We start from the raw sequence: 26404 nt of genomic DNA on the forward strand, positions 1-26404 counted from the left end.
AGGAGTCTGGGGGTGATTATTTTGAGGCAGAAAGACTCCATCGAGACGAAAGGAAAGTTGTTTGACTTCCACTGAGTCAAAGCGGTAGTTATTGGCTTCGCTGATAGGGAGTTGAATTAATTCAAAGAAGATAGAGGGGAAAGATTGAAAGAGTTGATAAAAAATCGTGTCAGTTTTCATGCTTTTATTTCTGAACTTCCCCCTAGGAATATACTAGCTATGGCTAAAAGTCTTACAGAGCCTGAGTTAAAAATTAATTTTTTAGTATTTCTGTATGGAGGAAGTCCGAGAATACTGACTCCTAACGACCGACTCCTAACCCCCAAAGTTTTTCAGCAGACCCTAATCATATATTGGCCTCAAAAACGGGACAATAGCCTTCGGCAACCACTTTAAAACCGTAGAGGGGAGAAGCGGGATTCCAACAGCGCTGACTTTTGTAGTGGACACAGACACGACAGCAATCCATCTCCTCTAAAGCTTTGGTGATGCGATTAGGACTCTCGCTTAATAATTCCCGTTGGGAGACTCCCCGCAATAATAATTCTTCCCCTTGCCAGCGAGCTTCCACCAGTCCCGTATCCGCGAAATTACTCCACCGGGGATCCCGGGTGATCGACTCTGGTAAAGTGATAGTGATGATCGAGTCCGATTCATTTAATTCTCCCTCATAGTGACTGGGGGCCGGGGGTGTCGGTTGCATAAAGCGATCGCCAATAGGCAATTCTACCAGGGTTCCCACGGCCGGAGAATGGAGTTGATAACGGCTTTGTAATTCTTCTAAACTGGTCAAATCCGCTAGATATAGGGGCGAGCCATGGACGAACATGATATGCTGTGGTCGCAGGTTATGGATCAGTTGGGTGGTGTTGCGACTATCGCTATGTTCGGCCAGTAGATAGGTTTCTTGGCTAATTAATCCCGAACGCTGTGCCGCTTTTAATCGGGGATTCTCCAGGTTGATATCGTGCAGGTGTTGGGGAGCTAACATTAACCAAGGTTTATCCCCTTGCAGATATTTACTCACCTCCTCTAGGCGATCGATTAGTAAAATGATCGGAGTGGTTCCCCCTAGAGGTGTCGGTTTTTCTGGCAACCTTCGCAACCGGGGACAGATGCGCTCATCCCAAAATAAGGGCTGATGTTTGGCAAAATTCTGGACAGATGCGGGAAATTGTGGTAAAATTTCTAGGTAGGCATCGCAAGCTTTAGCGATCTTGCCCCCAACCCAGATATCAATGTCGCGGCCTGTGAATTGGTGGTGCGATCTCAGTAATTTTAAAATTTCTTGACCCAATCCCAAAGCGGGGACGGGTAGTAAGACATTTTGCCCCTCAGCGATCGCATGATAGATGCGATTCATCAACTGTTTTTCCTGCTGTCGTCGGTGGGGATGGCGTTCGGTGCCGTAACTGCCTTCAATAATCAGCACATCGGGGGATATTCCCCGCAGCAGATCGATCGATAATCCTTCCACCAGTTGAAAATTAGACAGGGAAAAATCGCCGGTATAGAGGACCTTATAGGTGCGTTTGGGGGTTTTGTAGGTGAAGAGAACCACGGCAGCCCCGGGTAGGTGGCCGGCCGGAAAAATCTCGACGGTGAGATCATCAAAGAGAGTGATCGGCGATCGCCATGGCCAACCCTGACAGAAACTGCCGATTTCCTCGACAGAATCGGGCCATTGTAGGGGCAGCAGTTGTACTGTCACCTCACTGGCATAAACTGGCAATTGGGGATAGGTCTGATGGAGAGCCATTAACCCACGGATGTGATCGCTGTGGGCATGACTACAGAACACCAGATCCACGGGTGGTTTTTTGTTTTGGGTCAGGGGTTGCATATCGGCCAAACCGCAATCTAAAAGTATGCGATAGGGACCGATTTTCAGGAGGAGACAAACCCCTTCCGACGCGTGACCGACACCAAAAGGTAAACAGGATAAAAGGGATTTTGACCCCCAGACGGCAGTAGAGCGTTGAACCATGGCAACCCTGATTATGATGACTGGTTAGTGAGCGGAACCATTGCCATCGTAGTTATCGCTATCGTAAAAACCGTTGCGGGTGCCGAAAAAGAGACAAGAGACGGTGAATACAGCCGTTAATGCCAACAAGATTAATTTGATGTCCATATAATTAGTGCAACTCCTCAGAGGGTATCTCCCCTCATACTAACCCAACTTTTTCGGTTGTTAGCAGCTAGGTTTCGGGTTTGACCATCGGCGCTCAACCTCTTTTAATAATCCAACTTACCAGTAATTTGTGATGATTTCATCAAAAACTACTGATAATTGTCGAAAAAGTTAGCATCTTTTGTCATAATAGTCAAGAAAAATTAACAAAAATTTAGCCTGACTTTAAATTCTCCTTTGCTAAAGTGCGACGTAATGATAGGTGTCAATTGTCTCTTTTAGACATGAGGCAAAAGCAAACAAGTTATTCATTTTGATTCAGATTAGCTCAATTCAATTATAGTTGAATTTTACTAGGAGTTTTCGATTAGAGTTGAAGGCTATTTAATCAGATTATAAACTTAATTAAGGTTGATTAAAATTAAAGTTTGTTAAACTTGGCTAAGTCATTGGTCTTTTCCAGAAGAGGATAACGAATTGCTGTTTGATCGACTAGACTAGATAAATACTCATAAGTGTGACGAAGTTCATAGGCATTATCATCACTTTTTGCTTGGTTACACTGCCAGCAGACCAGTTGTAAATTGTCAAAATCAAACATTTTTTCGGGACAGCGGGCTTTATTAATTATATGATCGATAGTGACATAATTGGGATGAAAAAATATCTGATTGATTTGATTAATAACTTTTTCCCCTTGAGAATTATTATATTCGTAACCCCTTTTGATAGCTTCTGACTGGGAAGAAGTTTTAAATTCTTCGCCATGTTTCATCTTTTTGCCACAAAAAGGACAGGGTTTTTCTTTGGCCATTATTCGATATTGATTCGGGCTAATTAATCCTTTTTGGGGATGTTCGATAACTGCTAGATGTTGATTAGCATTCCAGATTTCTGCAATTTCATCGGAGCTATATAATTGAGACAACTTTGATTTTGATATTTTAGTCATGGCAGTACATAATAATCATAATAAGGGATATTTAGCCGAAGCTTTATCTGCTATTTCATGCAAATTTTTCGAGATTTTTTCTAACTCTTGTTTTCCTTCTTCAGATATTTTTTTAGCTTTTTCAGACTCAATAATGGCTAAATCAATGGCTTTGACAAGATTTCCCTTATTTAATTCATGCTCAAATAAACTGACAACTTTATAAGTATTATTTTTAAAATCCTGAAGAAGCTCCCAAGAGCTTTTAACCTTCCCCCAGCCGCTATTATAATAGCCCTTTTTTCTCGCTTGTCTTTGTTGCTCTAGGGAAAGGCGATGAAATAGTTCACTATTTCTTTTTTGCCATTGGCGATAGTTCATTTCTTCTAGTAAATTCATGGCTTCAGTTCCTGGTCATCGGCAAAGTAACGAGTGATTTCTTGCCACTTTTTATCGCCATAGTTATTAATAATATACTTTTTAATATCCCCCAGTTGTCTTCGTAGTTTATCATTAGTTTTTTCCAGAGATTCAACTGTAGAGATGGCTCGCTCTTTTATTTGTGTAATCCCATCCTGTTGTTGCTGAATAGTATTTTTTAGATCGCTCACCGCTAGATTATAACTGTCTTTATGAACTAATTCCTTTTCTAGTAAAGCCTGTTGACGTTCCTGGCCAGTTTTAGATAGACTAGCCTTTAACCATTGACCTAAACGATAAATCTCAGATTGATCAAAATCTAATAAATCTTGACGTAACTGCTCTAACTTTTGTAGCAATTCATTAACTTTTTCTTGCCAATAACTGACTTCTTGTTTAAGCTCAACATTCTGGTTGTATAAATTCTGATTACTTTTTCCTAACTGTTCAATTTTGCCCGCGTGTCTGGATATTTGCAGGGACTGATTTGAATTAACTTTGGCTCTCTCATTGCGTTCTTGTATGATAATCTGGAACAATTCCGCCGCTACAGGATCATCAAGATGTTCTACAATCCATTCTAGATGACGTGCTTTTAACCTATCGCTCAAATAGCCCTTGATTTCTATATGTTGTTCTTTCAATAGGGCTAGATTAGATTTAATGGTCATGACCGTAATTCTGACTTTAGTAAACTATCCATAGTTATTTTAGTACAAGTATAAGCTTTTGGAAAAAAGCAATCTTATCGGTCATGGTAGTTGTGCCTGTCTCTGGGAATCAACTCGGACTGACGAAAGAAACAAAGGAAAATGGAAATTTTACCGATCTAGGGCTGGCCTTTGCTATAAGTGAGCTATATAGCGCCTCCTTGGCTAGTGAGGAAATTCTCAAACGCTAAAGCTGAGAGCTTACCGCTATAACTAAGCACACGAATCACCCAGACAGAGAAAATATCATGCGTATCGCTCACGATGTCACCGAATTGGTTGGCCGCACTCCTTTAGTACAATTGAATCGGATTCCCCAGGCGGAGGGCTGTCTTGGCCGAATTGTGATGAAATTAGAAGGGATGAATCCCGCTGCTTCCGTCAAAGACCGCATTGGCACTCACATGATTAATAGTGCCGAAAAAGCGGGTTTAATCAATCCAGAAACCACGGTTTTAGTGGAACCCACCTCTGGCAATACGGGAATTGCTCTAGCGATGACTGCGGCAGCTAAGGGTTATCGCTTGATTTTAACTATGCCGGAAACGATGAGTTTAGAGCGCCGGGCGATGTTAAAAGCCTACGGTGCTACCCTAGAACTTACCCCCGGTTCCCAAGGCATGAAAGGGGCAATTTTACGCGCTCAGCAAATCGTCGATAGTATCCCAGGCGCTTATATGTTGCAACAATTTCGCAACCCTTCTAACCCGGAAATTCACCGTCTCACCACTGCTGAGGAAATTTGGCAAGATACGGAGGGACAGGTAGATTTTATTGTTGCGGGTGTGGGTACTGGTGGCACGATTACGGGAGTCGCTGAAGTGATTAAATCGCGTAAACCTAGTTTTCAAGTAGTCGCGGTGGAACCTTTCAATAGTCCGGTGATTTCTGGGGGTAATCCCGGTCCCCATAAAATTCAAGGTATCGGTGCGGGTTTTATTCCCGAAGTTTTACGCACAGAGCTGATTGATGAGGTAATTACTGTCAGTGATGAGGAAGCTTTTCAATTTGGTCGTCGTCTGGCAAAAGAGGAAGGGTTGCTTTCGGGGATTTCTTCCGGTGCCAATCTTTGTGCGGCGATTCAACTGGCCCAACGACCGGAAAATGAGGGTAAATTAATTGTGGTGATTCAGCCTAGTTTCGGGGAACGTTATCTGAGTACACTGATGTTCCAAAATATCGAGGAGCGCGAGTTAACTTTGGTGTAAAAAAATATCGTCTTCAGCCTCTAGCGGTCAACATTTAGCCTTAGCTTTAACTATAGCAGTTATCTTCTTGGTGGGGTAGGATTCAGTTATCAGTTATCATACTAAATCCAGTTATTAAAAACTGATTATTTATTCTCCCTTTTGCCTCTCCTCATAAGTAGCCTATACTTAACGGATTTATTATCAGATGTGAGTTTTCAGTTCACTGATTACTGTTTACTGTTCACTGATTTGAGGACGGATTTTCTCACCTGTAGGGGTATTTGTAAAGGTTGCGGTTTGATTGCTTCTTTGCTGGCAAAATTATCGAGTAAAGCCGAACGCACTTGTGCATCGGTTTCTCGCGAGAGAAGATAACGGAAGTATTCTTGGCATTGTTCTCGACGACTGGGGGAAAGTTGCATTTCACTTAAACGTCGGACTGCCATTAAGCGCATTAAGGGATCATTGACGGTTAATTTTTCTAACCAGCGATCAAAGTTTTTGGACTCATTTTGACCGCGATGGTCGAGAAAATGCCATCCTAGCAGGATTAAAGTCAAAACCGTGCCAAATCCTTGCAAAATTGAGGCCAGGGCCAACCAGCGATTTTCGGCATAGGTCCAAATGGCGACAGCGAGATAGGTGGCTAAACTGCCCAAACCGCCAGAGACTACCGCTAAAGTTAATTTACCGCTATCGGCGCTGAAAAAAGCACGCCCCCACAGCCACAGCGATGGCCAGTTTTGACCCTGGAGATGGTAAACTCCAATCATCGCCCCCACCCCGGTTAAAGTGGCCAAAACTAACTGCCAATTCCACGTCCAGAGGATCAAAAAACTAGCACAAGCTGCCGCCCATGTCAAGAATTGACGGGTTTTTTTTGCCGCGAGAGTTTTCATGACTCGACGCTGCAGAGCGGGGGAAAAATAGGGAGGAAGGCGGAATACTGAAGACACGGGAAGTTTTTCACTGAGGGTTTGATGATCACTATAGCCTGTTCTCAGGCAGACAGATCATTTTTCTTGGTAAAAATCCTTGTAGGAAAAGAGCGCAGTGCTAGGGTGGGCTAAAATTGCGATCGAGAATCGGCTAAAGTTCAGATTGGCGAGCTTAGGTGTTAAGATGGTTTGCAATCAAACTCAACTTTTTTTATTAGTAAATAGCTCAACAATATTCTGTAAACTTATATACATAACTCTAAAGAAATGTATTAATTTTAAGTCTTTAGGGCAGTAAATTCTGATCAATAATCTAGAGTGTTAAGTATAAGTACCGCATCTAATTTTACCTAGTCACGCCAGCTATCTAACTCATCTATATCACTTCCGAACAGGGTTAGAAATTCCTTTGTCTCGGTTGAGTCTTGCGGGAATTTTACCTCAAGGAAAATCTTGATAATTTTGAGTCATGATTCACTAGAATCCTCAAATATTTCGTAAACTGGCGAGTTTTAAGAAACCTAGGAGGTTCATCGCTATGAAAAGCCGTCTTATTGTTTGTTGTGATGGAACTTGGCAAGATTTAGGACAAGGTTATCCTACCAATGTTGTCAAAATGGTGCAAGCTATCACACCACTTGATGATAGTAAGGGCAATCCCATCCGTCAAATCATCTATTATGACGAAGGGATTGGGACAAAACAATCTAATGCCGAGGTAACTGATACTTTAATTAAAATTGCTGGAGGTGCTTTAGGCATTGGCATGGATCATAAGATTGAGGATGCCTATCGTTTTCTGTGCTTAAACTATCAACCTGAAGATGAAATTTATCTCTTTGGGTTTAGTCGGGGAGCTTACACTGTACGCTGTTTAGCTGGGTTAATTTATAATTGTGGTTTGTTGTATCGGGAATTTATCCGACAAATTCCCAAAGCCTACGAAATTTACCGAGAAAAACAAGACCCAAATAACGCACCTAACGGTAAAAATGCCATTGATTTCCGTAATAAGTATGGACGACGGGTTCCCATTAAGGCCTTATGCTGTTGGGATACGGTTGCTTCTTTAGGTATCCCCGATATCGTTCATTCTCTGCATTTAGATGAAAAGTTCAACGAACGTTATCGCTTTTATGATTCGACCATCAATCCCACAATTGAAAAGGCGTTTCATGCAGTTGCTATTGATGAAATTCGTAAGGTCTTTGATGTAACACTAATGCGTCCCCATTCTACCCAGATCAGACAACAAAAAGAACAGGTGGTTCAAGTTTGGTTTCCGGGGGGTCATGGTTGTGTTGGTGGAGGTTCTCAGGAAGAATCTGGCCTATCCGATGGGGCTTTATTGTGGATGATGGAACAAGTCGAAGCCTTGGGTTTGGCCTTAGATAAAAGTTATATTCAACATGAAGTTCATCCCAATTGTAGTGCGCGTTTTGATAATACGTCAAAATGGCCATTTAATGTAGCGGGAACAGCACCTCGTCAGTTTGAAGGGGATGTTAGCAATTTGCATGAAAGTGTTAAAAATCGCTGGACAGACCTGAATGTTAATCCCCCTTATAAACCCGCTATTCCCGAAATTCAAATGATCCTTGAGAAAGAGCTTGGTGCTTTGAGAAAGAAAGAAATCGTCTCTGTTTAGCACTTCTCTCCCTCAAAAATGTCGCTTTCACTTTACTTACATAAACACTCATAATCTGACCTAATTAGGAGGATTTGCCATGAAAGTATCACAAAACTGTATCGATATAATCAAAAAATGGGAAGGTTGTAAGCTTACCGCTTATAAATGTCCTGCTGGCGTTTGGACAATTGGGATTGGAACAACTTGTTATCCTGATGGACGGCCCGTGAAACCAGGGGACAAGATTACCGATCAACAGGCGGAAGGCTTCCTTGTCCATGAATGTGAGGAAAAAGCCAAAGCTGTGGATAAATTGGTAAATGTTGATCTTCATCAAAATCAGTTTGACGCTTTAGTTTCCTTTGCTTATAACGTAGGCATCGGAGCTTTTCAAGACAGTACCTTACGACGTAAACTGAATGAGAAGGATTATGAGGGGGCTGCCAATGAATTTAAACGTTGGAATAAAGCAACAGTTAACGGAGTACAAGTTGTGCTTGATGGGTTAACGAATCGCCGTAAAGATGAGGAAGCTTTATTCCGTAAAAATGATAGTTTTGGAACTCCTATTGAGCTTGAAGTCTCTCCTGAACATTCTGTAACTTGGTTGAAAGGATATTTAGATGGGGGAAATACAGTAGTTGTTGCCTACAATGATCAACAAGTGGTAGAGGTTGTTAAACTAGAAACCCATCTTAAAGATGATTTGATCGATCTGTTGCAACAATATCCCAATGCTCGGAATTTTCATCTTGCCGAACCTGGGAGTCCTATTCCGCAAGCTACACAAATTGTATTCGCAGGTCGTAATCAGACACTTTCTCTAGTGGAAAATCCACCTCAATTAAATCGAGGACTGTTACTGAAAGGCATGAGTGATGAAGATGCCCCCGGTTATGACATCCGAGAAATGCAGGAACGCTTAAAAGATTTAGGCTATTACCAGAAAGAATTGGATGGTATCTTTGGCAGTGGCACGGATGAGGCGGTCAGAAAATTCCAAGCTGACGTTTTTGGTCACTCCGAAGCAGATGGGAAAGTCGGACCAAAAACTTGGGCTAAATTGTGGGGAGAAGAAACAACACCCCCACCTACTCCTCAACCTGCTCCCGGAACTTATCTCCGACTGACTAAAACCAACCAGAAAGACGGTGATGGTTTATATATTCTCATTTTGGAATATATCAAGAATGGACAGGTAAAAGATCATCTTAAAGTTTGCTCTGGACAACGGAGTAAACAACTTTTCCGCACCGGTTCTCAAAGTGTATCAGGTTCCATGGAACCGCTGCCTGAAGGTAAATGGTACATTAATGACATTCTCTGGGCAGGTGGCAAAGATAAATATGGCCCGACTGTTTTTAGTAATGGTCTGGGTCCAGTGACTACCCCTATCAAATATGTCGGACCGAATTCCACACGGCGAAGTGCTATTGAAATCCATATTGATTGGAATGGAAAATATTGTGATGGTCCCTGTCCAGGAACGGCAGGTTGCCTTGGTATCTACGATATTGCTGACTACAAAAAATTAGTTAGTTGGCTACGAGATACTAATCCCCATGATCTATATGTAGATTGGGGCTTAGGAACTTGTCCTCAACCTCAATAATAACTCACTCAAGGGTGATCATAATGATCTTTCATAGTGATCACCCTACTCTTTTTTGATTCGGTGATTTACTCACGAACAATGTACAAACTTTTACTGGCATCAGCCTTACAACAGGTAATGCAAAACACAAATCTCCCTATAATCATAGACTCAAAACTAATCTGGAACGATACAGGAATTAATCTTGTCGCTGGACAAGAATATCATTTTCAAGCAACAGGTCAATGGACAGACTGGACAATTACCTCTAATGCTGATGGTTATGAAAGTCCTAATTTCTTGCTGAAACTATGTGAAGGACTACGACGAATGCCTAATTCACGTTGGTTTTCAATGATTGGTTCAATTGATAAAGATCAAGATAGTTTCTTCCTCATCGGCACAAATAAACAGTTTATAGCCCCAAAAACAGGACGGCTTTACTGCTTTGCTAACGATGTGATCATCGCCTATGGCAATAATCGAGACAGCATCCAACTCACTGTAACTTCCTTAACTTGACAAGTCGGACTTAAAAGCCTTGAATTTAACCTTTGGCTAGGCCGGGAGTGGCTTAACCATCTACCACCTCTTGATTTCAGGCTATATATCTTAATTTCATATCCCCCAGAGTCTCAGAAGATCGATAAGCATAATCATCTCGATATCGTTAAAAATCACTAATTACTGTTGACTAACTCCTGCTTAATTACTCGATAATTTTGATGGGCAAGGGGTAAAGTAAACCAAAACTGTGAGCCAATCTGGGGGGTACTTTTTACTCCAATTCTCCCGGAGTGAGCCTCGATAATTTGCCGACATTGGTAGGAACCTAAACCGATTCCCGTTAGGTGTTGATTATGAAGATTTCTTACATATAAATGGAAAAGATGTTGACATTGTTCTTCGTCCATGCCAATGCCATTATCGCTTAAAGTGCAGTAGAGCATATCTTGGTCAATACGAGCATCTAAAGCTAATTGAATCGGTGGAGGATTATGTTTTAAGGCATTATTTAATAATTGTTCAAAAACACTTCTTAGCTGACAAGGATCGGCATCAATAGCGGGTAAGTTATCGGGGAGAAGATTAATAAAAGTAGCTTGGTATAAATCAAAATCTTTTTGCCAATCTTTGAGCCAAATTTTCACCTGTTCTTTTAAAGATAGAGGTTGACGATGCAAGATTAAAGGCCGTTCTTCAGCAAAATGATTTTCTGATAAAGCATTAATTAAAGTTAATTGTCGATCACAACTACGCACCACCTGATCGAGCATTGCTCGCGAGATAGTTACTTTTTCTGTTTGCCGACACTGTAAATTTTTTAATAACATCATTAATCCCATAATCGAAGTGCGGAGATCGTGGGATACTGCCTGTAAAAAAACCGTTTTCATTTCGTATAAACGCTGAATTTCTCGGACTTTTTCCCGCAGTTCCAGGGTTCTGGCTGCCACTTCCTGTTCTAAATTATTATTCAAGCTTTGCACCCTCTGATATAGTTGCGCTTGGCCGATAGCGATACAAACTTGGGTGGCTAACTGTTCTAATAATTTGACCTCGCTTTTTTGCCAATGACGGGGATGGGAATATTGATGGACAACTAAAGCACCTAAATGTTGATTATTAACCGTTAGAGGTAAAACTAAAGAGGATTTAACTTGCAGGTATTCGTAATAACCCTTGAGAGTGGGCAGAGTTTGCACCTTAGCGGTATTATCGGCAATAATTAACTTATCTAAAGAAAATAATTGTCCCAATTCTTCTAGTAATTCTGGTTCGGGAAACCAACCCATGAGCGGGGGAATCTGGGGACGACGGGACTCGGCGATTACCTTGGCCCAACCCCCCTCTTGACAGTGACCAATATAGACTTGGTCGGCATCGAGAAAATTTCTAATTTCCTCAACAATGGTATTCAAAACCTGATCTATATCTAAAGATTGATGGACTTTTAAAGCAACTTGTGTTAATAAATGTTCTCGTTCTAAAGTTTCATTTAAAGCTCGATCGATCTGTTGTCTTTCGGTAATCGCCGCCGATAAAAACAGAGAAGTTGACATGACAATGACTAAAAAGATTTGTAAGATCAGGACACCTCTGGTATAATCGGGAGCCTGTAGGATAAAAGGGCTGATTCCCCCAGCTAATCCCATCAAAGCTAAAATAGATACTAAAAAATTCGCTATTACCGCTCCCCAAGTCTGAAAACGCATGGCGGCCCAAACCACAAAGGGAAAAGGCAGATATTCGAGGTACTGCACCATACTCCAATCGGGGTTAAGAAAATTTGGTTGATCACCAAAAACCACGGAAGTCACCACCGTTAGCAAACTCAGACAAAGTAAGGCCTCGCCAAGGCGTTGGGGTTGCCGTGGTTCTCGCAGGGAGTGATGATTGAAGAAAAAACGCAACAGCAGCGGCGTGGTCATTAAGATTCCCGTACTATCTCCGAGCCAGATAATGCCCCAAGACTGTCCAAATTGTCGCCAATCCCAAGTATTTAGCCAACTACGGGCAAAAGTATCGATAGTGGCATTGACTGCCGAGGCTAATAGGGCCGCTAAAAATACCAGTAAAAGGATATCGCGAATACGCTGTAAAGTGGCGGAAAATCTCAGATAATGCAGGAATTGCGCCCCTAACAGAGCCGATAAACTGCTCCCGAGCGCCGAAAATAGGGCTATGGGCCAACTGGCCCCTAAAAAGAAGGTAAGAAGCAAATCACCGATAAAAACGCCTAAAACTAGCCTTTTTCCCCCTAAAAAAACAGCAGTTAAGCCAATACCAGCACTCATCCAAATCGGGGAAGGTCGCAACCCTAAATTTAAGCAGAGATAGCCTAGCCAACCAACACCCAGATAAACTAGGGCAACAAGCACAATTTTAGACCGATCTGATGAAATCTGTAGCATTTTCAGTTATCAGTTATCAGTTATCAGTTATCAGTTATCAGTTATCAGATTTGAGTTCTAAGTGAGCAGTATGTATTAAGCGAGCAGTATTAAATAGTAGTTTCCCACTGTCTTTTCACTGATTACTGATTACTGTTTACTGATCACTGGTCACTGATCACTGATCACTGATCACTGGTCACTGAATCACTGTTAATCTATCTCCAGATTGCCTAAACTAGGAGTAGTTCTGCCTCATGCAGATGGGTGAAAACCGTACATTTTCCCGTTAGGAATCAAAGATCATGCGGATTTTAATTGTTGAAGACGATCCTTTAATGCAGTTAGGTTTAGAACAAGCACTTAGTGAACAGCCGGATTTTGAGATTGTCGGTCAAGCTAGTGATGGTCTAGCGGGGGTACAATTAGCCCTATCCCTACGGCCGGATTTAGTGGTCATGGACATCGGTTTACCCCGTCTCGATGGCATTGCGGCAACTAAACAGATTAAGGAGGGTTTAGCTAATGTTCATGTGGTCATGCTCACTTCCCACACTCTGCAACAGGAAGTGATCGCGGCGCTGGCTAGTGGTGCTGATGCCTATTGTATCAAGGGAGCGAGTCTCGATCGCCTTTTGGCCGCCATTGAAGCGGCCAAGGACGGGGCCACCTATTTAGACCCCCAAATTGCTCGTTTAGTCATGGATAATCTCAAACCGCCGGCAGTGCAACCTCATGCCAATCTAGCACTTTTATCGGAGCGAGAAATGGAGGTTTTAAAGTTAATTGTCGAGGGCAAAAGTAACGCTGAAATCGCCGAACAACTTTATTTAAGTACCAATACGATTAAAACCCATGTGCGGGGAATTATGAATAAATTAGCCGTGGACGACCGAGTACAAGCGGCCGTAATTGCCCTGCGATCGGGTATTGTTTAAGGAGAAAATGGCGATTTACTTATCCCCTATTCGATGCTTCTCTAATCACCTCTAAAACCTCTGAAGCATGGGAAATAGTCGGGACGTGACCGGATGCCAAAACCACTGTCTTTGCTCCCATTCTCTCGGCCAAATTAAACTGTAATTCTGGGGGTACGGCTTGATCTTGACTAGAGACAATATACCAATTCGGCGCAGCTAGGTCATCGGCTAGAGAAGTGAGAGGATTTTGCACTGTGATCGCTGCGTATCCTTCGGCTAATAACTGGCAGTTATCTGATTATAACTAGAACCATCAGCCCAAAAATCGTGAACCAAAACAATATTGTTAATTCTGTTCATAATATCTCTTACAAAACTCGAATTACTGTTAGAATAGGGAAAGCCGTTTACAAAACGATACAAACCTCAAGCCTTAAACACTTCCTCAATTCTTAGGGGTTAGAATACGGGAAGACCTTTACAAAACTATACAAACTCATGACCGTTGCTTACCCTCGTAAATTCAAGAAGACGATGAGCGCTCGCGACATCATGAAGCGGGTCATTAGCGATCGCGAAATTCATCTTGTCACCCTCAACCGCTACCGCTACAACGAACAACGTAGCTGTAAAGACCTCACCGAACTGATCGAAACCTTAGACGGACAACCGAAAGAACTGATCCAGGATCTTTCCCACCACGTTGCCGATGAGGCCCGCCATGCCTACTGGTTAACCGATTTATTGATCGAATTGGGGGCCGATGTGGGGAAACCGCCGGGGTTGTCCTATATCGATGAATTTGAACGTCTTCTCGATCAAGATCAATTCCAAGGCGAAGAACAAAGGGAAGATGGACTGATTGCGGCCCTAGCGGCAATTAACGTCACGGAAAAACGGGGATGCCAATACTTTGCCGCCCATATCTATGCCCTCAAAGCAGGGGAACAAACCCCAGAAAATCTGAAAATTCAGGAAACGATCGCCAAAATTTTTCCTGAAGAAGCGGGTCATGTGCGTTGGGGCAATCGTTGGTTAGCCAAAATTGCCCAAAAAAGCCCCGAACATCGGCAAAAAGTCGAAAAAGCGAAGGCCAAATACTCAGCGATCGAACAGGCCGCCTATGAATCGGGTATGGATATCACCCTGGGGGCAGAATTGCGCCGCGTCGGTCATTTAATGGAAATCGCCGCCACTATGCCGCTTTGGGAACGTCCTCAATATCTGATGGAACGTTTACCCCAAACCCTTCTCGACCCGAAATTGCAATTATTCCGGGTAGAAGCGGCGCAAAAAGCCTGGAATCGTGATCCACAAATGTTTATGGAACGCTTTTTGCCGATGTTTTTTAATGCAGACGGCAATATCGGCAAAAAAGAGAAAGTCAACTAATTTAATCTTGATTTTCAGAAGCAATCATTCAGCGATCGCCGAAGAAATGTTAATCGAGGATCGAGAAAATCAGCTATTGTTTTAAATAGGGGTGAGTTCTCAGCTTTAGGGCCGGAGAATCACCACTTTTTTACTGTTTATTTTAGCTTTTCTTTTTTGGATTATGCGTCTTTTAGCTGCCTTCGATCGCTATCCCGATAGTGTATCGTTAACCCTAGAACCAGTAGCCACCGACTCGCAAAAATTTGATTTATATTTAACTTTACACCTACAAGCTCAAATTCAATCTCTCCTCGGCGGGGAAATTAAATGGGGACTAAAAGGAGGAAAATTAGATTTTGTTTTAGTTAATTGTCACCTAGTACCTAATCCTCTTTCTAGTCAAGAGTTATACATAAATCGTATTAATAATCATCAATGGCGGTTATCCTTCAAAAGTCCTCAGTCAATATTTACAGGAGCGATCGAAAGGATTAACCTAGTAACCGTCAGTGTCGAGGAAGAACCTTATCATCTGACGGTGCAATTTTCGCTGACAGCTGCCGATATCTGTATCACGGAAACATCGGGATTATGGAAACACGATATAAGTCCCAATAAACATAGTATTTTAGAGCGAAAGTTAGCATTTTTCCTGATGGAAAATCAATTTGATGCTTTTTTGAGTCGTATTTCTTTGGGTTCATCGCAGGTAGAATTAGATACTGTTCTAGTTGAACCGAAAGCGGCAGCCTCAGAAAATTTAGAGAAATTGCCAGCACAAATCGAGGCAGTTTATGCTTCTGTTAGTGATGATTTTCTGGAATTAGTCCAATTAGCTGAACTCGATCCCCTAACGGATTTTACTGGGGCAAATCTCCTAGCAGCGGAATTAAGTGGTATATCTTTAGGCATGGCCAATCTCTATCAAGCGAATCTGCGGGGGGCCAATTTAACCGATGCTGATTTAAGTGAAATTAACGGCAGTCATGCTACTTTTAGGGGAGCGGATTTAAGCGGAGCCTTATTAGCTAATGCCGATTTAAGTTATGCTGATTTTTACCGTTCTAGTTTGGCTTTAGCTAATTTAATTGGCTCCAATTTAGAAGGAGCTAATTTAGTTGAAGTCAACATCACTCAAACGAATTTTAGCGGGGCAAAAGTGAAGGGAACAAAGTTTGCCGATAACGTGGGTATGACCGAGGAATTAAGGGAAAATTTACGCTTGCGCGGGGCTTTCTGCGATTAGTCAACTATTAAGCTTCTATGGTAAATTGATAGGATTCCTGCCAAGTATTGCCGAGCATTTCTTCGTTTTCTTCTTGATAATCCTGGTAAACTTTGCCTATTTTTTGACCTACATAGCTATCTTGATCACACCTATTGATCAAGGAAATATTAATTACTTTCTTCTCAAATCTTGTCTCTCCTCATACATTCATTTTTTCTCATTCCCTACGCCTAATTATTATCATTCAAAGATGGGTAAATTAGTATTTATGTCAAGTTTTTAACAATTTTTCTGGAAAAAAGTTTAAATTATTTTAAGTAATTTGTCAGTTTATTAAAATCTATGTCAAAATGTGATCACTAAACTGTTCCGCAGTTCCGGCGTTCCCGAAAACCAGAGACTTCCTACTGCTATAGCTAAAAATTGAGTTTAGTATCAAGGAAAACTAGAATTGTCTATGAACACATTTACTCCCCATCAAATTGTTAGTTTATTCTGCAAAAATCGAACTTTATACGGAGAAGTAATTCAGGTGATCGAAAGTCGTTCGGCTCTTTGGGTGCGTCCTCTTTGGTTAATTGTAGCCGATAATTTTGAGACAATTGATGTGCGGGAAGGTTCCGATTTAATCCTGCCGATGGACTTATTTAACCCGGGCTTAGATACGGAAGTTTTACCCCTATTCTCCCAAGCAACTAAAGATAATTATATCGCCAATATTTCCTATCCTCTCCAGGAATTTGTGCAGCAAGTTTGTCAAAGTTATCCCGAATATTTTCAGAAAAATCTATGATTGATGAAGGTTACGTTAAATACAATTGTACTTGGATTCCTGACCGTCCCTTAATAAGCTCAGAGATTGCAGAATTAAATTATTGGCGCAATCGCCTCTATCAACTGGGATTAATCGGTCAATACGATAACGGAATCGGTTTTGGGAATGTGAGTCAACGAGGGAAAATAGACAAAGAAATCATTATTTCTGGCACTAACACCGGGGGGATTCCAGTATTAAATGAATCCCATTACACCACAGTTATAGACTACGATTGGAGAGAAAATCGGGTCACTTGTCGGGGAACAATTGCCGCTTCTTCAGAAACCTTAACTCATGGAGCAATTTATGAAGCGAATCCCCAGATTAATGGGGTGATTCATATTCATCATCGCCCCCTGTGGCAAAATTTAATGTATCGAGTGCCGACCACTCAAGAAAATATCGCCTATGGAACCCCAGAAATGGCCGCAGAAATTATCCGTTTATGTCAAGAAGAGCGTCTAGAGGAGCAACAAATTTTAGTGATGAGTGGTCATGAAGAAGGAATTATCGCCTTTGGGCAAGATTTAGCAAAAGCGGGCAACTTATTATTATCCTATTACCAGCAATCTCAATCATCTTGAAATTGACCTCCTTTCCAACTCACCGCCAGGGAGACAAAAGTGGTTTTGATTTAGTCGTTTTCATGTTAACTTATTCTGTAGATTTTCGTTTTTAAGGAATGCCATCGTGATCAACATCTTCTATCATCTATCTGTCTCGATCGACTTTTCGCCTCTTACCAATGTCTTGATGACTATTTCCGAGCAAGACGTGGATATCATCGGCAATGTCCAGAAAGCCTTCTCAAATTTCGTCAAAACTGGGCAAGCATTGGCCCTATTAATCGGTTTCATTGCCGGTTATATGTTTCGAGGTTTTACTTCTTATTAGCTTTTCGCCTATGGGCATTCAGCCAGAGCGAGCAATTCTTGCTATTCTTATGTTTGTAGGGTTGGAGATTTTTCTAACCTGAAGCGGTAATGCTATCAGCGCCGGATTATTCCCCAAAATTGTCCAGCATATTTTGGTTAACTTTATCCACAATCATCTAACGAAAACAGTGACAGCAAAGAAAACTTGGAGCGATCGCTTTGAAGGTAGTCTCCATCCTACGATCGTAGAATTTAACGCCAGTATTGGCTTTGATATCGAATTAATCGAGTACGATCTCACCGGATCGATCGCTCACGCTAAAATGCTCGCCTATACGGGTATTATCAGCCCCGAAGAAGCAGATAGTCTCGTCTCTGGATTGGAACAAATTCGTCAAGAATACCGCACCGGCAACTTTAACCCCGGCATCGATCAAGAGGACGTGCATTTTGCCGTGGAACGTCGTTTAACCGAGATTGTGGGAGATGTGGGCAAAAAACTGCACACGGCCCGTTCGCGCAACGATCAGGTAGGAACGGATATACGTCTGTATCTTAGACAACAAATTGATGATATTAGGCAAGAAATTCGCAATTTTCAGCAAGCTTTAGTCAATCACGCTGAAAACCATCTGGAAACCCTGATCCCCGGTTATACCCACCTACAGCGCGCCCAACCGATTAGTTTAGCCCATCATCTCCTAGCTTATTTTCAAATGGCCGAACGGGATCACCAAAGATTAGGGCAAATTCGCGCCAGGACTAATATTTCGCCCCTAGGATGTGGCGCTTTAGCGGGGACGACTTTTCCGATTGATCGTCATTACAGCGCCAATTTACTCGATTTTGAGCAGGTGTATAACAATAGTCTCGATGGAGTTAGCGATCGAGATTTTGCCATTGAATTTATGACGGCCGCTAGTCTGATTATGGTCCACCTGAGCCGTTTGAGCGAAGAAATGATTCTCTGGTCTTCCCAAGAATTTAGTTTTATCACTCTCACCGATAGTTGTGCCACCGGATCTAGCATTATGCCCCAGAAAAAAAATCCCGATGTTCCCGAATTGGTGCGCGGCAAAACAGGGCGGGTTTTTGGGCATTTACAGGCGTTATTGACCTTAATGAAGGGTTTACCCCTGGCCTATAACAAAGACTTGCAGGAGGACAAGGAAGCGTTATTTGATGGCGTTAAAACCGTGCGGATTTGTTTGCAAGCGATGACGGTACTTTTAGCCACCGGGATTCAATTTAAAACCGACCGATTAGCTAACGCGGTGGCGGAAGATTTTTCTAATGCGACGGATGTGGCGGATTATTTAGCCAGTAAGGGAATTCCCTTCCGAGAAGCTTATAATTTAGTCGGGAAAGTCGTTAAAAGCAGTTTGGCAGCGGGTAAGTTATTAAAAGATTTAACCCTGACCGAATGGCAAGAATTACATCCAGCTTTTGAGGCCGATATCTACGATGCGATCGCTCCTCGTCAGGTGGTAGCGGCCCGTAATAGCTATGGTGGCACAGGTTTTGAACAAGTGCGATCGGCTTTAACTCAAGCTAAAGCCATTCTCGATCATGATTGATATTGTTGGGGGTTGGGGGATAGGCAAAAGTCCTGACTTGAAAGAGGGTGTAGGGTGTGGGGTGTGGGGTGTAGGGAAGGAAACCTCTTTCTTCTGACAATTAGCCGAACCTCCCCCAATCCTTTTACTGTTGCCTTTTGCCTTTTGCCTTTTGCCTCGTCTCAACAAGCAATTTAAATTACGAACAGCTTATATATGGGTCGTGTTTGGCATTTTATTAAAAGTGTGATGGGAATTATCTTTCGTCATCCTGTAACTGGGGTGACAATGATTCCGCTGCTTGCTGATGGTACAATTGTTTTAATCCGACGCAGAGACACCGGCAAATGGGCCCTACCGGGGGGAATGGTCGATTGGGGGGAAGATATTTTTAATACTGCCCAAAGGGAATTAAAAGAGGAAACAGGATTAAATTTAGTCAGTTTAGGGCGTTTAGTCGGGGTTTATTCCTCTTTTGAGCGTGATCCGCGCATTCACTCCATTTCAGTGTTAATTGAAGTGACGGCCGCGGGGAATTTTCAGATCAAAGATACATTAGAAGTTAGCGAGGTGAGAGCTTTTAGCGTCGAAACTTTACCTCTAGGTAATCTCAGTCACGATAATGGTCGCCAACTAGAAGATTATCTCAGGGGTGCCACTGTAGTGGCTTGATTTTTTTCTAGTATCTGCGACCCTAAGTAGCTGGTTATAATTAAATTAAAAATAGATTTTAGGTTCGATCCCCCCCAACCCCCCTTAAAAAGGGGGGAGAAGAGTTCATAAGTAGTCGTGCAAAATTAATTTCCTAGTGAAGATAGGCAAGAGGCAAGGGGCAAGAGGCAAGAGGTGGTTAGATATGTGTAATTAATTTTGCTTAGGTACTTAGTAGGGTGGGTTAGACGGCAACAATCTAGGCGTTAAAGTCAATCTAACAATCCGTCGTAACCCACCGCTTTAGTCAACCGAAAGGATATTTGATTTATGTTTGAAAATAAGATTGATCTGGTTTTACGCGCGTTATAAGGAGATGTTGGGATGAGATATATGATTCCTTTAGGAGAAGTGGCGGAATTTATTAATGGAGCGGCGTTCAAACCAGAAGACTGGCATGAAAATGGGCGGAAGATAATTAGAATTCAAAACCTCAATGATTCAAGTAAACCCTATAATCTCACCACCAGAAATGTTGATAAAAAATATGAGGTAAATACAGGAGATATTTTGGTTTCTTGGTCTGCCAGTTTAGGTGTCTTTGAATGGCTAGAAATGGAACCAGCTTGGCTAAATCAACATATATTTAAGGCAATTCCAGATAAAGCAAAAGTACATAAAAATTACTTCAAATACTCTCTAGGTAAAGCCCTCAATGATATGGAGTGCTACTTGCATGGTGCGACTATGAAACACGTAAATCGCAAGGAGTTTCTATCGACAAAAATATATGTACCACCCCTCGAAGAACAGCGAAGAATTGCGGCAATTTTAGATAAAGCGGATGGGGTGCGACGCAAGCGCAAAGAGGCAATTAGGTTGACTGAGGAGTTGTTAAAATCGACTTTCCTAGAGATGTTCGGTGATCCTGTTACTAATCCGAAAGGGTGGGAGATAGCTAAACTCGGTGATTTTGGTAAAATATTGACTGGAAACACTCCTCCTCGTTCTGTCTCAGAAAACTATGGAGACGAAATCGAATGGATTAAGTCGGATAACATCACCACTCCTGAGCATTTTTTGACACAGGCAGAAGAAAAGCTTTCGGCGAAGGGAAAGAAGATAGCTAGAACTGTCCCTAATGGTTCGGTTCTAGTGACCTGCATAGCTGGAAGTAGATCAAGTATTGGGCGGGCTGCCCTTACTGATAGAGAAGTAGCATTTAATCAACAAATTAATGCTGTGGTTCCAAATTCAGATGTAGATCCGTACTTTTTATACGGCCAGTTATTCGTTGCTCAACATCTTGTGCAAGCACAGTCTACTGATTCAATGAAAGGCATGGTCAATAAGAGCAAATTCTCAAGTATTGAGTTCATAAAACCCCCATCACAAAAACAGCAAAAATTTGGAAAGTGGTTTCTAGGTTTTCATAGATACTACATGAATTTGATCAGTGGAGAGGAACAATCCGAAAATCTCTTTAATTCCCTTTTACAAAGAGCATTTAGGGGGGAACTGTAGCCATTGCAGCCGGCGGATTACTGCCATAATCTTGTGGGAAATGCCATTAAAAAAGACCGTTGGACAATTAACCAAGATTCAGCTACCGCCGCGACAACTTCGACCTCTGCGGTTTTCGGGTAGTCTGCGTATTCGGGAGAACTCTCTAACCCTTTTTCTCTTTTTTTCCCTTTTTACCCTTATTCCCTATTTTTTCTCTTTTCCTTTCTTTCCCGCTCTTAGGCGGGTCGATTTTTTTGAGAAAATGGCGTTAATGTTAAATTTTATTAAGGCAATGAAAGAATTATCGGTTATCAGTTGGGAAGGTGGTGTGATATTATGGGTAGTAAAGTTGCTCAAAAAGCTGGTCAGGTTGCTATTAGAATAGTAAACGCTGATAAATATCTCAGCCCAGAAAAGAAAGAAGTTATCCTGTTATAATAAAGTTAATTGATAAGTAAGTAGGCGTTAAAAATTATCAGATGCCCCCTTATCAAGGGGGATCCCCCCGCCTACCGGCACCCCCCTTATCAAGGGGGGCAGGGGGGATCGAACCTAAAGTCCATTTTTCATTTAATTATAACCAGCTACTTATTTGCTTAATTTAAGTTATGAACTTCAACCTTTATCTGGAAGATGAATTAAGTCAGCAACTACAGGCTTTATCTAACTCTACAGGCAAATCCCAGAATGCTTTGATTCGAGAAGCAATACAGCTTTTAATTACCACAAAAGAACAGTCTCAATGGTCGTCAACTATCCTTAATTTTCAAGGGGTAAGTGATGGTATTATTTTTGAAGCTTATAGAGAGGAACTTTCCCCACCTAGAGAAGATGAGGTGATTTAGTGCTGGTTTTGCTCGATACTTGTACGATTAGTGATTTTGTCAAAGGTGATAGCAACACTCTAGGGCAGATCAAAAATCACTCTCCTAGGGAAATTGCCGTTTCTGCGATAACTTTAATGGAAATCGAATATGGACTATTTCTTAATCCAGCGAAGGCAAAGAAAATAAGACCCATTCTTGACGAATTTCTTGCTTCTATCTCAATTCTTGCCTTTGGCAATCAAGAAGCGATTTGCGCCGCTCAAATTAGAGCAGCTCTCAAACAATCCGGCACTCCCATTGGTGCTTACGATCTGTTAATCGGTGCAACGGCGATTACTCATAATCTTAAATTAATTACGGCCAATCCCCAAGAATTTGCTCGTATTCAAGGATTATCGTGGGAGAATTGGCGTTAAAGCTAATCGCCTAACTAATTCGAGAATATATAGGGTTTGCTGAATAAATCTAAAAACCTTGTTGGATAAAGTTTTTAGACTTTTTTTCCCTCAAAAAGTGCCGACCATTGGAGTGATTGGGGGGAAAATTCAGGGACTTTTTCCCTGAAAATTAGGTAATTGACCCCCTCAAAATCGGCAAAACCCCACACTCGGCCACTGGGAAAAACTTTTTGCTGCATACCCTAAATATTGGCTTTCTCTCTTCAACGGCTGATTCTGCGAAGTTGCTCCAGAAGTTGCTCAAGAATGTCTTCCATCTCTTCTGGGCTGCTGCCCATATTCCTGGCCGGTCCGCGCAGAAACTCTTTAACCGTTATCTTTTTATCGCGGAAGTCACGGACAAAATTATAGACTTTTTCGGTGGATTGAACTTGTAATTTCATCTCCCCTAGCATTTGCTCAATCGGGTCGATGCCATCCTTCTCACAAGCGCGACTGGCCCTCACCATCTCGCCTTCCGGGGTATTTCGCACCGAGCGCAGTTCTCTTTTCAGGTTCTCGTATTGCTTTTTAAGTAGTTCGTTATTGGTTTCAACCCTCTCGCACTGTCGTTTAAGGTCGCTTTCCGATGAGCCTTCAACCGCGAAAGAGTCCCCCATTTGATGCTGTCGTTCGATTTCGAGCAGTCTGGCAATATCTCCCTCTTTATAGGCGCGGTTGACCTCCTTCATGATCTCATTGTGACGCATCCGAGTTTCGGGATCCGTAACCTTGTCGGGGTGAAAAATCTCGGCCATTCTCAGGAAAGTGCGGCGTATTTGTCTAGATTCAGGAGATTGAGGCGAGCTTTCAGGTGATATCTCTGCTCCATCATCGTCACGGCCGTAGGAGTCTCCCCCAGAGAAGAAATCCTGCGCGGATTGCTCTGATGCTCCTTCCGGTCCTTCGTCTCCGAAAAGTTCGTCAAGTTCTTCATCTCCATCCTCAAATTTCGGGCTAATCACCCCCGTTAACTGAAGTGTCTCGTAAATTCCGAGAATGCTTTTCTTTGTCTGCTGCCCCATTTTTCTAGCAGTGAGGATTTCGTCAAAAAGGGCGTGTATTTCGCGGTCGAGGTCGGTAAGTTTTTCATAGAGAGGTTGCCCTCTCTGGAAAATCTCCGTCGCCAGGGAACGCATCTGGTCGAGGAATTTCTTCAGTTCGTTGCGCTTTCTGCCAATCTGCTTGAGGAGCCACTGATGCTCCTCCTCTAAAGCTTGGAGACGAAAATGTAGGGAAGACAGCGCCAAGGCAGGAGAGGTAGGCGAATCAGAGGAGTTCGGTGATTTCGGCTGTTTGGATCTGGTCATTACTTTGGGGTGAAAGATTAGGGGTCGAGAAGGTCGTCACCGACCTCCCCTCCCATTCAGAACCGTGCATGAGACTTTCACCTCACACGGCTCCTAGCTTGATTGTTCCCTTGTTAAGGATACAGCTTGACTTCTTTTGGTTGACCTTGTGTTATCCTGTTTAACAGATGATGTCAAACTAGATGATTCTAGGCTTCCATCGGTTGCCGATTTATCATCGTGACAGTGGCGGTGTAGTAATTGAAGGTTTTTATATTCATCCTTTCCGCCTAGGCTTAAAGGGAGAATGTGGTCAACTTCAATTAAATCCGATGGGGTGAAGTATTGTCCACATTGGCTACACTTGCCTTGTTGCTTTTTAAGTAGTTTGGCTACTCTTGTCGGTGTGTCGATTGCTTGTCCTCGTCTGGTCGCCCAGTAAGTCCAATTTCCGTCAAATGGTGATGCGTCAGGGCGTACTAGGGTATGTCTGACGATTGGTGTCCAATTATGTTTCCATAGATAGAGACCGTTTTTGGTTTTGAATAACCAAGATTCGTGTCTTTCTTTCCCGTTGCTGAGTTTAATTGTACCCGGTCTGAAATAGTTACTCAGCTTTTCATAGTTCGCTTTACCGCATCTTGATATTGTCCATGCCCTTAACATTAACCAGATTGTGTGGTCTAGTTTACTGAAGGTATCCATAGATACTGCTCCTGAGTAGTAGTTAGCCCAACCTCTAATGATTGGGTTTAATTGACTAATCAGGGCTGATTGAGGTGCTGTTCTGTGTTTTTTGATTACACCTTTAATCGCTTCTGTGTGGGCTTTAACTGCTTTTTGGCTAGGTTTGATGTGGGTTTTGTGGCCAATTAATCGGCTTCCTCCCCCTCCTGTTTTCCCAGATTTGTATTTTCCTACTGGATATTGTCTGATATTGAATCCTAAGAAATCAAAACCGGGTTTTTCCATTTTTCCATTATGTTCAATGGGATTAAGTGTATGACACACTCTGGTTTTTTCTGGTTTGAGTTCTAATCCTATCGGTTTTAACCAATCGGAAATGGCAGTTTTGCACTGTTCAATGATTTCGAGTGATGGGGAAATCACTACAAAGTCATCGGCGTATCTTATGAGAACAGCTTGATTAGTGTCTTTCTTTTTGGGAAATAACGTTTCAATTAGTCTCGCCATTCCATCCAGTGCGATGTTAGCTAGTAGTGGACTTATTACCCCTCCTTGTGGTGTCCCGGTTTCTGTTTCTTCAAATACGCCGTTATCCAATACTCCTGCTTTGAGCCATTGTTTTATGTCTCTTTTCAGGGAACTTGGACAATGAATTTTAGACAGTAAAAAGTTGTGATTAATTCGGTCAAAACACTTGGCAATATCGGCATCTAATACAAAGTAGCTACCTTGATTAATGGTGATGTATATTCTTGATATTGCGTCTTGGGCAGACCTTCCCGGTCGGAAACCATAGCTGGTTCCTTCCATTTTTGACTCCCATTCTGGTTCAAGTGCCGATTTAATCAACGCTTGTCTAGCTCTGTCTTTGATGGTTGGTATTCCTAATGGGCGTTTTTCATCCCTGCCGGGTTTAGGAATCCATACCCTTCTTAGCGGTTTTGCTTTAAGTGTTCCTTTGATTTCTTCGGTTAGATTTAGCCTTTGTTCTGGGGATATTGCTATCATTCCATCGACTCCTGCTGTTTTCTTTCCTTGATTATCTTGGGTTACTTTGCGAACTGCTAATAGACGAGCATAGTATGATTTCACCAATAGACGTTGCAACCTTCTAACCTTTGCATCCTGTCCCGATTTAGCCGCTTGGTATATTCTCTTTTGGAGCTTGAAAACATATCTTTGGACTTTTGCCCAATTGATAGTTTTCCATACATTCGTAGTCTTAGTGGTTTTCGGTTTCCCGAATCCTTTACCTTCTCTCGATTTCGTCATATAGACTCCTACTAGACTCTATCCTTACAATCAAACCGTAACCCGTCAGCATATCCTGACTATTACTGTCAGGCGTTGGCTTTTGGTTACATCTCACGCCCTTAAAGGCTTGCGCTTACACTTATCACTACTGGGTATTTCGACCGATACCAGAGCCTTAAAGGGCTTATAACGTTCCGTTTATGTGGGCATTCCATCTTTAGATTTGTCCTCTCCACCGGGGTATTTTAAAGGTCTGTGTAAGTGGAGTAAGAAAGTCCCTTACTTTTGCCCTTATTCTTTTGAACGCAGTGTGTCAACCTATTTCACTGCTCACTAATTACGATGGTTCAGGTCGGACATTCGGTTCACACCTAATCATGGATGGTTGGCAGTGGTCTCGGTTCTGGTGTTAGGTTACACCTCGGAGCCTTCCGTTCCCCGCTTCAATTCCAGAGTTGTGATTTCTGAAACTGGGGGTGGCTATCGCCGTTACTCTCAACTTGTAACGATTATTACAAGTGTATTGACCTTGAGTTCCCTTG

The 26404-nt window shown here is 42.3% G+C and carries 27 protein-coding genes; 15 read left to right on the forward strand and 12 right to left on the reverse strand.

The window, feature by feature from the left end; translation table 11 throughout:
- The 6 genes from IM475_RS09170 to IM475_RS09195 all read right to left on the reverse strand — a co-directional run.
- The coding region (locus IM475_RS09170; protein ID WP_287660298.1) for a DUF2887 domain-containing protein at nucleotides 1-180 on the reverse strand (180 nt) is incomplete at its 3' end.
- Nucleotides 181-346: 166 nt separating this feature from the next.
- The gene (locus IM475_RS09175; RefSeq protein ID WP_159252899.1) at nucleotides 347-1987 is read right to left on the reverse strand and encodes an MBL fold metallo-hydrolase; all 1641 of its coding nucleotides are present in this window, start codon (nucleotides 1985-1987) and stop codon (nucleotides 347-349) included.
- Nucleotides 1988-2011: 24 nt separating this feature from the next.
- On the reverse strand, nucleotides 2012-2134 hold the full coding sequence (locus IM475_RS09180; protein ID WP_002737208.1) for a DUF8629 family protein: 123 nt from the start codon (nucleotides 2132-2134) through the stop codon (nucleotides 2012-2014).
- A 421-nt stretch (nucleotides 2135-2555) separates the two neighbouring features.
- Nucleotides 2556-3086 (reverse strand): HNH endonuclease, encoded by a 531-nt coding sequence (locus IM475_RS09185; RefSeq protein ID WP_287727357.1) that lies wholly within the window; start codon nucleotides 3084-3086, stop codon nucleotides 2556-2558.
- Between the two features lie 15 nt (nucleotides 3087-3101).
- Nucleotides 3102-3464, reverse strand: coding sequence for a hypothetical protein (locus IM475_RS09190; protein WP_287727358.1), 363 nt, complete (start codon nucleotides 3462-3464; stop codon nucleotides 3102-3104).
- Complete coding sequence (locus tag IM475_RS09195; RefSeq protein WP_287727359.1) at nucleotides 3461-4156, reverse strand: hypothetical protein; 696 nt, start codon at nucleotides 4154-4156, stop codon at nucleotides 3461-3463. The genes IM475_RS09190 and IM475_RS09195 overlap by 4 nt, the downstream gene beginning before the upstream one ends.
- Nucleotides 4157-4443: 287 nt before the next feature.
- Between IM475_RS09195 and cysK the strand changes: the two genes are divergently transcribed.
- On the forward strand, nucleotides 4444-5403 hold the full coding sequence (cysK, locus tag IM475_RS09200; protein WP_287727360.1) for a cysteine synthase A: 960 nt from the start codon (nucleotides 4444-4446) through the stop codon (nucleotides 5401-5403).
- 209 nt (nucleotides 5404-5612) lie between these two features.
- Here cysK and IM475_RS09205 read toward each other — a convergent pair whose 3' ends face one another.
- The gene (locus tag IM475_RS09205) at nucleotides 5613-6341 is read right to left on the reverse strand and encodes a hypothetical protein (RefSeq protein WP_287727361.1); all 729 of its coding nucleotides are present in this window, start codon (nucleotides 6339-6341) and stop codon (nucleotides 5613-5615) included.
- A 520-nt stretch (nucleotides 6342-6861) separates the two neighbouring features.
- On the opposite strand from IM475_RS09205, the gene IM475_RS09210 reads away from it, so the two are divergent.
- The 3 genes from IM475_RS09210 to IM475_RS09220 all read left to right on the forward strand — a co-directional run bounded on the left by IM475_RS09210 (nucleotide 6862) and on the right by IM475_RS09220 (nucleotide 10069).
- Nucleotides 6862-7971: a T6SS phospholipase effector Tle1-like catalytic domain-containing protein gene (locus IM475_RS09210; protein WP_287727362.1), complete on the forward strand. Its 1110-nt coding sequence runs from the start codon at nucleotides 6862-6864 to the stop codon at nucleotides 7969-7971.
- 79 nt (nucleotides 7972-8050) lie between these two features.
- Nucleotides 8051-9565 carry a glycoside hydrolase family protein gene (locus IM475_RS09215; protein ID WP_287727363.1) on the forward strand — a complete coding sequence of 505 codons (1515 nt, stop codon included), beginning with the start codon at nucleotides 8051-8053 and terminating at the stop codon, nucleotides 9563-9565.
- Nucleotides 9566-9628: 63 nt separating this feature from the next.
- Complete coding sequence (locus tag IM475_RS09220; RefSeq protein WP_287727364.1) at nucleotides 9629-10069, forward strand: hypothetical protein; 441 nt, start codon at nucleotides 9629-9631, stop codon at nucleotides 10067-10069.
- Between the two features lie 158 nt (nucleotides 10070-10227).
- Here the strand turns inward: IM475_RS09220 and IM475_RS09225 are convergent, their stop codons facing one another.
- Entirely contained in the window at nucleotides 10228-12462 is a 2235-nt protein-coding gene (locus tag IM475_RS09225; RefSeq protein WP_287660310.1) for a sensor histidine kinase, read from the reverse strand.
- Between the two features lie 284 nt (nucleotides 12463-12746).
- On the opposite strand from IM475_RS09225, the gene IM475_RS09230 reads away from it, so the two are divergent.
- On the forward strand, nucleotides 12747-13379 hold the full coding sequence (locus IM475_RS09230; protein WP_287660311.1) for a response regulator: 633 nt from the start codon (nucleotides 12747-12749) through the stop codon (nucleotides 13377-13379).
- A 19-nt stretch (nucleotides 13380-13398) separates the two neighbouring features.
- Here IM475_RS09230 and IM475_RS09235 read toward each other — a convergent pair whose 3' ends face one another.
- A complete protein-coding gene (locus IM475_RS09235; protein WP_287660312.1) occupies nucleotides 13399-13614 on the reverse strand; it encodes an alpha/beta fold hydrolase in 216 nt (71 codons plus the stop codon).
- Between the two features lie 245 nt (nucleotides 13615-13859).
- Here IM475_RS09235 and IM475_RS09240 point away from each other — a divergent pair, with 245 nt between their 5' ends.
- A complete protein-coding gene (locus tag IM475_RS09240) occupies nucleotides 13860-14753 on the forward strand; it encodes a ferritin-like domain-containing protein (protein ID WP_287660313.1) in 894 nt (297 codons plus the stop codon).
- A gap of 163 nt (nucleotides 14754-14916) precedes the next feature.
- Nucleotides 14917-15981 carry a pentapeptide repeat-containing protein gene (locus IM475_RS09245; protein WP_287727365.1) on the forward strand — a complete coding sequence of 355 codons (1065 nt, stop codon included), beginning with the start codon at nucleotides 14917-14919 and terminating at the stop codon, nucleotides 15979-15981.
- 7 nt (nucleotides 15982-15988) lie between these two features.
- On the opposite strand, the gene IM475_RS09250 is transcribed toward IM475_RS09245, so the two are convergent.
- The gene (locus IM475_RS09250; protein WP_287660315.1) at nucleotides 15989-16123 is read right to left on the reverse strand and encodes a hypothetical protein; all 135 of its coding nucleotides are present in this window, start codon (nucleotides 16121-16123) and stop codon (nucleotides 15989-15991) included.
- A gap of 297 nt (nucleotides 16124-16420) precedes the next feature.
- Here IM475_RS09250 and IM475_RS09255 point away from each other — a divergent pair, with 297 nt between their 5' ends.
- The 8 genes from IM475_RS09255 (at nucleotide 16421) to IM475_RS09290 (ending at nucleotide 22611) form a co-directional block, all read left to right on the forward strand.
- Entirely contained in the window at nucleotides 16421-16756 is a 336-nt protein-coding gene (locus IM475_RS09255) for a hypothetical protein (RefSeq protein ID WP_287727366.1), read from the forward strand.
- The gene (locus IM475_RS09260; RefSeq protein ID WP_287727367.1) at nucleotides 16753-17364 is read left to right on the forward strand and encodes a class II aldolase/adducin family protein; all 612 of its coding nucleotides are present in this window, start codon (nucleotides 16753-16755) and stop codon (nucleotides 17362-17364) included. The genes IM475_RS09255 and IM475_RS09260 overlap by 4 nt, the downstream gene beginning before the upstream one ends.
- Before the next feature lie 106 nt (nucleotides 17365-17470).
- The gene (locus tag IM475_RS09265) at nucleotides 17471-17674 is read left to right on the forward strand and encodes a hypothetical protein (protein WP_287727368.1); all 204 of its coding nucleotides are present in this window, start codon (nucleotides 17471-17473) and stop codon (nucleotides 17672-17674) included.
- Nucleotides 17675-17843: 169 nt separating this feature from the next.
- Nucleotides 17844-19232, forward strand: a complete 1389-nt coding sequence (gene argH, locus IM475_RS09270; protein ID WP_271949226.1) for an argininosuccinate lyase — start codon at nucleotides 17844-17846, stop codon at nucleotides 19230-19232.
- A 195-nt stretch (nucleotides 19233-19427) separates the two neighbouring features.
- Nucleotides 19428-19883: an NUDIX hydrolase gene (locus IM475_RS09275; protein ID WP_079209690.1), complete on the forward strand. Its 456-nt coding sequence runs from the start codon at nucleotides 19428-19430 to the stop codon at nucleotides 19881-19883.
- A gap of 363 nt (nucleotides 19884-20246) precedes the next feature.
- On the forward strand, nucleotides 20247-21386 hold the full coding sequence (locus tag IM475_RS09280) for a restriction endonuclease subunit S (RefSeq protein ID WP_502865545.1): 1140 nt from the start codon (nucleotides 20247-20249) through the stop codon (nucleotides 21384-21386).
- Nucleotides 21387-21976: 590 nt separating this feature from the next.
- Nucleotides 21977-22213: a ribbon-helix-helix protein, CopG family gene (locus IM475_RS09285; RefSeq protein ID WP_287727370.1), complete on the forward strand. Its 237-nt coding sequence runs from the start codon at nucleotides 21977-21979 to the stop codon at nucleotides 22211-22213.
- Nucleotides 22213-22611 (forward strand): type II toxin-antitoxin system VapC family toxin, encoded by a 399-nt coding sequence (locus IM475_RS09290; RefSeq protein WP_002766433.1) that lies wholly within the window; start codon nucleotides 22213-22215, stop codon nucleotides 22609-22611. Before IM475_RS09285 ends, IM475_RS09290 begins: the two co-directional genes overlap by 1 nt.
- A 245-nt stretch (nucleotides 22612-22856) precedes the next feature.
- On the opposite strand, the gene IM475_RS09295 is transcribed toward IM475_RS09290, so the two are convergent.
- Together IM475_RS09295 and ltrA are read right to left on the reverse strand one after the other, a co-directional pair.
- Nucleotides 22857-23942 (reverse strand): molecular chaperone DnaJ, encoded by a 1086-nt coding sequence (locus IM475_RS09295; RefSeq protein ID WP_287727371.1) that lies wholly within the window; start codon nucleotides 23940-23942, stop codon nucleotides 22857-22859.
- A gap of 93 nt (nucleotides 23943-24035) precedes the next feature.
- On the reverse strand, nucleotides 24036-25880 hold the full coding sequence (ltrA, locus tag IM475_RS09300) for a group II intron reverse transcriptase/maturase (RefSeq protein ID WP_287727372.1): 1845 nt from the start codon (nucleotides 25878-25880) through the stop codon (nucleotides 24036-24038).
- Between the last annotated feature and the right edge of the window lie 524 nt (nucleotides 25881-26404).

This window comes from Microcystis sp. M061S2, assembly GCF_020245605.1.
Taxonomy (GTDB): domain Bacteria; phylum Cyanobacteriota; class Cyanobacteriia; order Cyanobacteriales; family Microcystaceae; genus Microcystis.